This is a genomic window from Methanobrevibacter sp. (assembly GCF_030539665.1).
GTDB lineage: Archaea > Methanobacteriota > Methanobacteria > Methanobacteriales > Methanobacteriaceae > Methanocatella.
On record NZ_JAUNXR010000011.1, the window covers coordinates 1 to 10,013 of the forward strand.

Here is a 10,013-nt window from a genome sequence, read left to right on the forward strand (position 1 = left end):
AGTTATAAGTTATAAGTAAAAATTATAAAAAAAATAAAATAATGGAAAATTTATTTACTGTTTTCCATTGATCCATCTAAAAAGCTTGCATATCCTTTCAAGTCCAACATTCCATGACCTGAGAAGTTAACAACAATAGTTTTTTCCTCTCCGGTTTGTTTTGCTTTTAATGCTTCATCAATAGCAGCTTTAATAGCATGAGTTGTTTCAGGAGCTGGTAATACACCTTCAGAACTAGCAAAGGTAACACCTGCATTAAATGCATCGGTTTGATGAACAGAAGTAGGGTTGATGTATCCCTCTTTAGTAAGTAATGAAACGATTGGGGACATTCCGTGGTATCTTAATCCACCAGCATGTACGGAAGGAGCAACGAAATCGTGTCCTAAGGTGAACATTTTAAGCATTGGAGTAAATCCGTTGGTATCACCAAAGTCGTATTCATAAGAACCTTCAGTCAAGGTAGGACAAGCACTAGGTTCAACAGCGATGAATTCGGTTTCTGAGTTTCCAGCAATCTTGTCTTTTAAGAATGGGAATAATGAACCAGCTAAGTTACTACCTCCACCAGCACAAGCAATCATTACATCAGGCTCTTCTTCAGCAATTTCTAATTGGGTCTTGATTTCTTGTCCAATGATGGTTTGGTGAAGCATTACATGATTTAAAACACTTCCTAATGAGTATTTGACCTCATCATTTTCCAAAGCCTCTTCCATAGCTTCTGAAATAGCTACTCCTAAAGAACCTGGATGGTCTGGAGTTTCTTCTAGGATTTGGCGTCCAATCTTTGTATTTTCACTTGGGGATGCGTAAACGTCACCACCGTAAATGTTCATAATGTTTTTCCTGTCAGGTTTTTGGTTGAATGAAACTTTTACCATGTAAACAGTAATGTCAGTGTCAAGCAAGTTACCTGCAAGAGATAGAGCAGTACCCCATTGACCTGCACCGGTTTCAGTGGTCAATCTTTCTACTCCTTCTTTTTTAGCAAAGTAAACCTGTGGAATAGCACTGTTTAATTTGTGTGAACCTGTAGGAGAAGTGTCTTCTCTTTTAAAGTAAATTTTAGCAGGAGTGTTTAGTTTTTCTTCAAGTCTTTTTGCTCTTACCAATGGGCTTGGTCTTCCCATTTGCATGTATAATTCCCTTACTTCATTAGGGATTTTAATGTATCTGTCAGTTGCAAATTCTTGTTCAAGAGCTGCTTTTGTAAATGCTTTTTGCAAATCAGCTATTTGATCTTTTCCTTCACTGTTTTTAGGCATAGGCAATTCTACAGGTAAATCTGCGAGAATGTTATACCAATTTTTAGGAACATCATCAGGAGTTAAATTAATTCTATAATCTTCTGCCATTTGTAATACACCTATTAAAAGGTATATTAAATGTCTTATTTAAAGCTTTGTTGTACATAATAGTACATTAAATTATTAATAAAATAAAAAACAATAAGAAGAATATGAAAACCGTAGCTATTGATGTAGGAACAGGAACACAAGATATAATCGTATATGACGATGAAAAAGAATTGGAAAACTCCATTAAGCTTGTTCTTCCATCTCCCCACTTGTATATTGCACAATTAATAAAAGAATGTGAAAACGACATCTATTTTGACGGAGAGATAATGGGAGGAGGAAAGCTTAAAAACAGAATAATTGAACATATGGAAAAGGGATATGAGGTAGTAATGAAAGGCCATTGCGCCAAAACCATAAGGGATGATTTGGAACAGGTAAAATCATTCGGCATCAAAATAGCAAATCCGGATGAGGACTATAGCGGATATACAAAGATAACACTTGGAGACATTGACATTAAAAAGCTTTCAGAGGTCATATTAGCATATGATTTGGATTTTGATTTTGAAAACATTGCAATAGCAGTACAGGACCACGGTTTTAATGAAAATATGGGAGATAGAGATTTCAGGTTTGAAAAGATAAGGGAAAAGCTGGACAAGCCAATAAAACCTGAGGAGTTCGGATTTTTAGGAGACATTCCAGAATACTACTCAAGAATGAAATCCGTTGAAAGTACATTGAAAGAAGAAGGAATTGAAATTACCCCCCTGATAATGGACACTAAATTCGCTTCAATAGCAGGAATGCAATACGATGAAATAGCAGAGGACCTCAATAGCTACGTAGTAATTGATATTGGAAATGGCCATACAACAGCGGCATCAATTGAAGATGGCAAAATACAAGGGTTATTTGAACACCATACATCCAATCTTGATGGAGAATCATTGAATAAATACATAACAAAATTAGCTAACGGCACCATTACAAACAAGGAAATATATGAAGACCACGGACATGGAGCTCATGTATTGAATCCTATAAGTAAATTAGAAAAAGTAATTGTAAGCGGGCCAAAACGCGAACTTATTGAAGATTCTGGCCTTGATTGGCATCATGCATGTCCTGGAGGGGATGTAATGATGACTGGAACTGTTGGTTTAATCAAAACAATCGAATACTTGAAGGATTAAACAATGTATAAACTCGATCCTCACATTCACAGCATTTACTCCGGAGATTCAAATACATCAATAGAAGATATAATCAGAACTGCTGAGAAAAAAGGTCTGGACATTATAGCAATTAGTGATCACAATACCGTCGAAGGCTCAAAGATAGCTAGAACTTTAGGATTGAATGATGTATTGATAGTGCCTTCAATTGAAATATCAAGCAGTGAAGGGCACATCCTAGGATTTGGTTGTGAGGAGCTAATAGAAAAAGGCCTAACTCCAGCAGAAACTATTGATAGAATACACGAACAAGGAGGATTAGCAATAGTACCTCACCCTTTCTGTTTTTATAGACACGGACTCCTAGATAAAACGGATGAAAGATTAGAATACGATGGAATTGAGACAAAAAATGCAAGATTCATATTAGGGTATTGCAACAGCAAGGCTAAAAAATTGTCCATGAAAAATAGTATACCTGCCCTTGGATCAAGTGATGCCCATTACAAGGAATTCATCGGAGATTGCTATACAAAAATAGATTGTGAAAAAGACATAGACAGCGTGTTGAAGGCCATTAAAAAAAACAAGGTTGCTCCAGCCGGAAAAGGCACATCAAATATACAATTGGCCAAGTACCTTTTTGACAAGAATGTTCTGAAAAAAAAGTAATTGTTATGAAAATTAATCATTAGAAAGCTTAATTGCAATAACAGAAACGTTCAACTTACTTCCATCCTCATTTTCAACTTCATCAGTGGAAATTTCAATATTATCCACAACACAATCAGGAATAAATCTGTTTCTAACAATTTCTGCAACATCAACAGCACGGCTAATGGCCTTTCCCCTAGCTTTTAGGATAACAGAGTTAGTATTTTCGTTAATTTGTGTTACTACAGCTAAAACATAGTTCATAAGTGGTTTATTACCTACATATATAATTTTTTCATCCATAATATCACCAAATTATATAATTAAAAATTGTAATTATATAGTATTTAAATATCTTTAAAAAAAAGAAAGAAGATTTACTCATTTGCTCTTTGAATGAGTAAAAGCTTGTTAATTGAATCTAAAACAGCTTCGATACTTGCCATTACAATATCATCATTGGTAGCTCTACCAGTGGATTTATTGCAGTTTGAATCAGAAGTGATTACAAATACTTCAGCCAATGCATCAGTACCACCAGTAATAGCTTCTAAATTATATTCTTCAAGTTCAACATCCATTTCATCAGAAATCAATGATTTGATAGCGTTTAATGCAGCATCTACAGGACCTACACCAGTAGCAGAAGTTTCTTTTTCTTCACCATCAATCTCCAATTTTACGGTTGCGGTTGGAGAGACAATAGCTCCAGATAACAAACCCAGTCCTTTAAGTTTGATTGGAGTTTCCTTAGCAGTACTTAATTCAGTTACGGCAATAGCTTTAAGATCTGAATCTGTGATTGTTTTACCTTTATCACCTAAAGCTTTGATTTGGTTGAATACTCTTTGGAATTGTTCATCATCCAATTCAATATGATATTCATCTAGTTTTGATTTTAAAGCGTTAGCACCAGTATGCTTTCCAATAACTATCCTTCTAGAGTGACCAACAAGTTCAGGAGAAATAGGTTCATAGGTTAAAGCATTGTTAAGAATACCATGAACATGAATTCCTGATTCATGAGCAAAAGCGTTGTCTCCTACAATCGGTTTGTTAACAGGCATTTTAATACCAGTAATGCGTCCAACAAATTCGGAAATATTATAAAGTTGAGTAGTGTCAATGCCAATGTCAATACCATAAACTGCCTTAAGAGTTACAGCCAATTCTTCAAGGGATGAGTTACCAGTTCTCTCACCAATACCGTTAATAGTAACATGAGCCTGATTGGCACCATTTTCAATAGCAGTTAAAGTGTTTGCAGTAGCTAAACCAAAATCATTATGGAAATGAACACTAATAGGAGTTTTAAACTTGGATTTCAAATCGGAAATTAATTCACGAGTAACAACAGGAGTCAAAACTCCAACAGTATCAGGAACATTTAAGAAATCAGCACCAGCATCCACAACTGCCTCATAAACGTCAATAAGGAAATCTCTTTCTGTTCTGGTAGCGTCTTCTGCTGAAAATTCAACAGTCAAACCATGGTCCTTACCATATTCAACACCCTCTACAGCAGTTTGAATAATAGTTTCCTTATCCATCTTAAGCTTGTAATCTCTGTGTAATGGAGAAGTTCCAATAAAAGTATGCATATAATCCAAATTAGCATCAAGGACTGCATCAATATCTTTCTTAACGGTTCTTGCCAACCCTACAGTGGTTGCATCAATTAAGTCATTGATTTGGCTACATGCCATTACTTCACCTTTAGATGATGCTGGAAAACCTGCTTCAAGTTTATCTACTCCAAGTTTATCTAATTTTTGAGCAATTTGAATTTTTTCATCAACAGTTAAAGCAACACCTGGAGCTTGTTCCCCATCTCTCAAGGTTGTATCAAAAATATAAATTTTATCCGCTAAATTCATATTTTCTTTTTTGAGTGTTTCCATATCGTTACCATACATGTTAAAACTTCCCGTGATATACTATTTTTTATTATTCTTTTTAAATTTATCTTTTTTAGGACTTTTAGCTTTTTTAATAATCACAAATAGAATTACAAAGATGATAATAAGAATAGCCAATCCGTAATAAAGGAATATTGAAATAGGAGTATCCTGCTTTTCAATGTCTAATGAGTAAAGATAGCCATCCTCCCCTGCAAAGAATAAACTGTTTCCATAAATTACAGGTGATGCGGAAAACGGACTGTTGAAGAGCATGGTTCCTGGATTGTAGCTAAGAGTTTCCAATCCTGTATATTTGTTTAAGATATAAGCATTTCCGTTATCTGAACCGAAGGCTATGGAATTTCCTTTCAAAGCTGGAGTGGACTGAACTGGAGATCCGGTGGAGAAAGACCATTTATTGGTTCCGTCTCTCAAATCAAGACAAGTCATATTGCCGCCATCTGAACCTAAATAGACATTATTATCATATTCGTCAATTGTAGGTGATGCCCTTACTTTATCGTCGAGATCTGCTTTCCAAATAAGTTGGCCGTTTTCAATGTTAAGGCAGTATGCTGTTCCGTCATTAGAACCAAAAACAACACTATCGTTACCGTATCCTGGAGTTGAGAGAACCTCATCACCAGTTGTAAATACCCAGTTTTCGTTTCCATCTAATGAAAGGCTGTAAAATTTGGTGTTTGTACTTCCCACAAAGATTGAATCGTTGGTAACTATAGGTGATGAGATGATTTTTCCACCGATGTCTACATCCAATGTCTTGTTTCCATCTATGTCAAGACCATACAAATGTCCATCATCACAGCCGAAGTAAATTGTATCATCTGTTACGAAAGGTGTTGATTCTACTGAATCTGAAGTTTTAAAAGTCCATTTTACTTTTTCATCATCAATATTTACGGCCTTAAGACCTTCTTCACAACCTACATATAAGGTTCCATTGCTAATAACAGGTGAAGAGTTGGTTTTTGCCTCAAAGTCTATTTCCCAGTTTACATCTCCTTTTTCCATGTCTATTGATTTTAAAATACCCTCATATGTAACAATGAAAATATTCTTCTCAAATATAGCTGGAGAGGATTTTATAGTATCCCCTAAATCGGCAGTCCATAAATTTGTTACAAAGTCAGAAGCGTCATCCAAATAGCCTGTATGTTCTATGTTTTCCTGAAAGGTATTCCAATCGTTTGCAGCTATTGGACTTATAGCTAATATAAAAATCATAAATACAATCGCTAATTGTTTTTTCATCTAATCACCTACACATCCCTGTTAAATGTTTTAACACCAATTATGAAGAATAATAATGTGAATCCTAATAAAATAACTATATCAATCCATACGTCTCCAAGGGATTGTCCTTTAAGCATTACTCCTCTCATAGCATCGTTCAAATAAGTTAATGGGAAGATATATGCAATTTTTTGGAAAATCCAGGGCATTGTCTCAATCGGATAGAATACACCTGAAACAAACATCATAGGCATACAGAACGGCATTACCATTTGAGTGTAATCCTCTTGAGTCGCTGTTCTTGCAGAAAGCATTATACCAAAACCTACAAAACACAATGCTCCAATTAAAAGCAGTATGAAAGTCTGAACAATGCCTCCTTTAACAGTAACGTTGAAAAGCAAGATGGCTAGTATAAGCAGTATCAGGGCCCTTCCAAGTTCAATTACTAATTTAGCAGCGATTTTACCTCCTACAACAGTAGCTACACTAGTTGGAGTCATGAACAATCTTGGCAACTCCCCGGTTTCACGTTCCCCTGCAATGGATGAACCCATTCCCATCATACAACTCATCATTACAGTCATTCCTAAAATAGCTGGAACTAAAAAGTCGATATATTTTATAGTACCATAAATTTTATTGATATGAAGACTTACAGCTTCTGAAAACTGATTTAAAGTATTGAATGAAGTTTGATTCATAGAAGCTTGTTGCTGTGTTAATTGAACTGTTCCCTGTGAGGATGCCAGATTCATGTTTTGAGTGTTGGAATACATTGCAGATATTTTGGAAAATATTCCTTGAGTAGATGGAATTATAATCTGGGATGCCATTTGATCTGAGGAATCTAAATATAGGGTAACGGCCTTGGAGCTACTTTCATCATCGTCATAATCAGCCGGCAGAATAATGGCTGCTTTAACATCCCCCCTATCCACCATTGACTTGGCATCATCAATATCGTCCGTTACTTCAACCACCTTATAGACTTCATTGGTTTTAATCGCATCTAATGTTGCATCAGTCAGATTACCGTCACTTTGTGAAACAACTGCAACAGGCAAATCTGTTAATTCTCCACCCATACCATATCCAAACAGTAAAATCATAATTATTGGAAATGCAATAATAGATACCAAACGGCCAGGGTGTCTTTTAAGACTCAATAAATCCTTCTTAATCATCCACCAAATCTTTTTAAGCTCGCTCATCTTCGTTCACCTCAGCAGTAGCTTTAATAAATACATCTTCAAGGGAAGGCTCTTCAGTAAAAATTGACTTGATTTCAGCCCCATGGGATATTATATCGCCCAATATGTTACTAATGGCCTCATCGTCAAAATTATCAATTCTTAATGTGATACGGCCATTCTTGGCAATGTTGAGTTTATGAACATGCCTGTTATTTTGAAGTATGGAAACGATGTCGTCAGTGTTTTCTTCCAATAGGAAAGAGATTTTTCTGAAGTTTAATTTGGACAAGTCATCGTCAATCTTCTCTGTAAATAGCTGATCTTCATCTGTCTTTGTCAAATCCTCAATTTCGGCCTTTTCTGTTAATACAGAATTTAAAGTATTAGCAATGTCCTTTTCATATTCCTCTTTTTGGGATTCGATTAAGCTGTCTTTAAGGCCCTGCGGAGTATCATAAGCAACCAGATTACCAGTATTGATGATTCCTACATAATCACAAAGCTTGTCTACCTCATGCATATCATGAGAACATAAAATTATAGTGTGGCCACTGTCGTTAAGTTCTCTGATTAAATCCCACAAGATTCTTTTAGTAGTCGGATCAAGACCTATGGTTGGTTCATCCAAAAACAAAATATCCGGACGATGGACAAGGCTAGCTACAAGAGAAGCTTTTTGCTTTTGTCCTCCAGACAGTTGTTTGATAAGTTTGTTTTGAGCATATTTTATGTCAACAAGCTCCATCAAGTCAGAAATTCTGTCTTCCTTTTCATCAACTGGAACTCCATAAAAATCTGCACATAATTCAGCGTTTTCACGAACTGTTAAGTCTTTGTATAAACTAACCTGTTGAGGAACCATTCCTAAAAGGTTTCTTACCTCATTAGGATTTTTTTGAATATCAAACCCTCCAACAACAGCGGTTCCTGAAGTTGGTTGAATCAAACAGGTAAGCATCTTAATAGTGGTTGTCTTACCTGCACCATTTGGGCCCAACATTCCAAAAATGGTCTTATCAGGCACAGTTAAGTTTAAAGAATTAACAGCAGTGAAATCTTTATACTTTTTTGTTAAGTTTTCAGTTTCAATTGCATATTTCATGCTATCATTCCATCATTTATTAAAACCAGTCATATCCCTGAAAAATTCAATCCACAAATCATCATTAAGTAAACTGGCCCACCCTTTCCTTATCATTTCAAGTGATTCCTGACCTTTATCAGTCAAGCTATAAAGTTTTACTTTTTTGTTATTGATAACTCCCCCTTCACTTTCCAACAATCCTTTATCTTCCATATTTTTTAAGATGGGGTAGATTTTAGCTGGATTAAAGTGTGAAGACTTATTGTCATTAGACTTTTTAAAAATAGAGAAAAAGTTATCTAATTCCTTAGAAATGCCATATCCATGGATTTTACCTTTACTAATAATCCACATGATTAAAATACGGGTAACTCCATTATGGAATTGCTTTACAAAAACCGCATCGTTGCAGTCCTTTAAGTCATTACCTTCCACATTAAACCTCCTATATATAAAAATAATATATATAAAAATTTAATATATAAAATTTTCTACATAGAAAGTCATAATTTATCAACAATGTCCAATATTTCTGAAAATTTGTATATTATAAAATCAGTCTTGTCAAGCAATTTATCAGAAACTTCCTCTTCCTGCTCCAATGTTAAAACAGAAATATCGGCATCCTCAAAAGCCAAAATATCATTAACTCCATCCCCAACCATCAAAACTTTATAATCCTCATCTTGAAGATTTTTAACTACTTCACGCTTTCCACGAGTAGAAACAGTTCCAAAAGCATTGTTAGGATCAATATTCAACAATTTAGCAAGTCTTTCAATAGCCCCTTTTCTATCACCTGAAGCTATGAAGATTTCAATGCCTCTCTCCTGTAGTTTATTGATTGTGGATTTGACTGAAGGGAACAGCTTGCCTGCAGAAGTTATGGTATATCTTATTCTTTTTTGTTTAATGTCAATGATTAAAGCAGAACCGTTGCAAAGTTCAATTTTGGGAATTTTCACCTTTAAAATTTTAAAACAGTCAACAATATCCCCAATTGTAGCCTCATCATCATTATAAATAATTTCTGCAACCTCACTTCTTGGAATTTCAGTATTTGGAAAACTAACGTCAAAATCTATGTCATATCTACGGACAATATCAGAAATTAAAATATCCTGAGGGAGATCCAAAAGCCTTGTGGTATCAAACTGCAATACAACAAGATTCAGATATTCTCCAGACTCTATTAAGTCAAGTGAATTGATATTTGTAAAAATGTCTCCGCTTTCAATATCCTTAATGGCCCTATATCTCTCAAGCAGAGTTCCTGAATTATCACTGACAATAGCTTTTTTCATGGTAATAGGTTTATTGAAAAATATTAAAATAGATTTCTATGGGAGAATTTTCTTGATTTTAAATAAAAAATAGAAAAGAGAAAAGTCTTGTTGAAACCTTATAATTTTTATTATTTTTTGTTTCATATCGATTTTTGA

General features: G+C 34.8%; 10 protein-coding genes. 2 read left to right on the forward strand and 8 right to left on the reverse strand.

Going from position 1 to position 10,013, the window contains the following annotated elements:
• Positions 1 to 50: 50 nt before the first annotated feature.
• The gene (locus tag Q4P18_RS08415; RefSeq protein ID WP_303337834.1) at positions 51 to 1,358 is read right to left on the reverse strand and encodes a TrpB-like pyridoxal phosphate-dependent enzyme; all 1,308 of its coding nucleotides are present in this window, start codon (positions 1,356 to 1,358) and stop codon (positions 51 to 53) included.
• 104 nt (positions 1,359 to 1,462) lie between these two features.
• Between Q4P18_RS08415 and Q4P18_RS08420 the strand changes: the two genes are divergently transcribed.
• Complete coding sequence (locus Q4P18_RS08420; protein WP_303337836.1) at positions 1,463 to 2,500, forward strand: DUF1786 domain-containing protein; 1,038 nt, start codon at positions 1,463 to 1,465, stop codon at positions 2,498 to 2,500.
• Between the two features lie 3 nt (positions 2,501 to 2,503).
• On the forward strand, positions 2,504 to 3,154 hold the full coding sequence (locus tag Q4P18_RS08425) for a PHP domain-containing protein (RefSeq protein WP_303337838.1): 651 nt from the start codon (positions 2,504 to 2,506) through the stop codon (positions 3,152 to 3,154).
• A gap of 12 nt (positions 3,155 to 3,166) precedes the next feature.
• Here the strand turns inward: Q4P18_RS08425 and albA are convergent, their stop codons facing one another.
• From albA to Q4P18_RS08460, 7 genes are all read right to left on the reverse strand, one after another.
• The gene (gene albA, locus Q4P18_RS08430) at positions 3,167 to 3,442 is read right to left on the reverse strand and encodes a DNA-binding protein Alba (RefSeq protein WP_303337851.1); all 276 of its coding nucleotides are present in this window, start codon (positions 3,440 to 3,442) and stop codon (positions 3,167 to 3,169) included.
• A gap of 71 nt (positions 3,443 to 3,513) precedes the next feature.
• Entirely contained in the window at positions 3,514 to 5,052 is a 1,539-nt protein-coding gene (locus Q4P18_RS08435) for a 2-isopropylmalate synthase (RefSeq protein WP_303337840.1), read from the reverse strand.
• Positions 5,053 to 5,073: 21 nt separating this feature from the next.
• On the reverse strand, positions 5,074 to 6,309 hold the full coding sequence (locus Q4P18_RS08440; RefSeq protein ID WP_303337842.1) for a PQQ-binding-like beta-propeller repeat protein: 1,236 nt from the start codon (positions 6,307 to 6,309) through the stop codon (positions 5,074 to 5,076).
• Positions 6,310 to 6,317: 8 nt separating this feature from the next.
• Entirely contained in the window at positions 6,318 to 7,505 is a 1,188-nt protein-coding gene (locus Q4P18_RS08445; protein ID WP_303337844.1) for an ABC transporter permease, read from the reverse strand.
• The gene (locus Q4P18_RS08450; RefSeq protein WP_303337846.1) at positions 7,492 to 8,589 is read right to left on the reverse strand and encodes an ATP-binding cassette domain-containing protein; all 1,098 of its coding nucleotides are present in this window, start codon (positions 8,587 to 8,589) and stop codon (positions 7,492 to 7,494) included. The genes Q4P18_RS08445 and Q4P18_RS08450 overlap by 14 nt, the downstream gene beginning before the upstream one ends.
• A gap of 12 nt (positions 8,590 to 8,601) precedes the next feature.
• On the reverse strand, positions 8,602 to 9,006 hold the full coding sequence (locus tag Q4P18_RS08455) for a PadR family transcriptional regulator (protein ID WP_303337848.1): 405 nt from the start codon (positions 9,004 to 9,006) through the stop codon (positions 8,602 to 8,604).
• Between the two features lie 68 nt (positions 9,007 to 9,074).
• Entirely contained in the window at positions 9,075 to 9,875 is an 801-nt protein-coding gene (locus Q4P18_RS08460; protein WP_303337850.1) for an HAD family hydrolase, read from the reverse strand.
• Between the last annotated feature and the right edge of the window lie 138 nt (positions 9,876 to 10,013).

Coding starts and splice junctions, on each gene's coding strand:
- Q4P18_RS08415 (WP_303337834.1), bottom strand. CDS start 1,358: ATGGCAGAAGATTATAGAATTAATTTAACTCCTGATGATGTTCCTAAA.
- Q4P18_RS08435 (WP_303337840.1), bottom strand. CDS start 5,052: ATGTATGGTAACGATATGGAAACACTCAAAAAAGAAAATATGAATTTA.
- Q4P18_RS08420 (WP_303337836.1), top strand. CDS start 1,463: ATGAAAACCGTAGCTATTGATGTAGGAACAGGAACACAAGATATAATC.
- Q4P18_RS08440 (WP_303337842.1), bottom strand. CDS start 6,309: ATGAAAAAACAATTAGCGATTGTATTTATGATTTTTATATTAGCTATA.
- Q4P18_RS08460 (WP_303337850.1), bottom strand. CDS start 9,875: ATGAAAAAAGCTATTGTCAGTGATAATTCAGGAACTCTGCTTGAGAGA.
- Q4P18_RS08445 (WP_303337844.1), bottom strand. CDS start 7,505: ATGAGCGAGCTTAAAAAGATTTGGTGGATGATTAAGAAGGATTTATTG.
- Q4P18_RS08450 (WP_303337846.1), bottom strand. CDS start 8,589: ATGAAATATGCAATTGAAACTGAAAACTTAACAAAAAAGTATAAAGAT.
- Q4P18_RS08425 (WP_303337838.1), top strand. CDS start 2,504: ATGTATAAACTCGATCCTCACATTCACAGCATTTACTCCGGAGATTCA.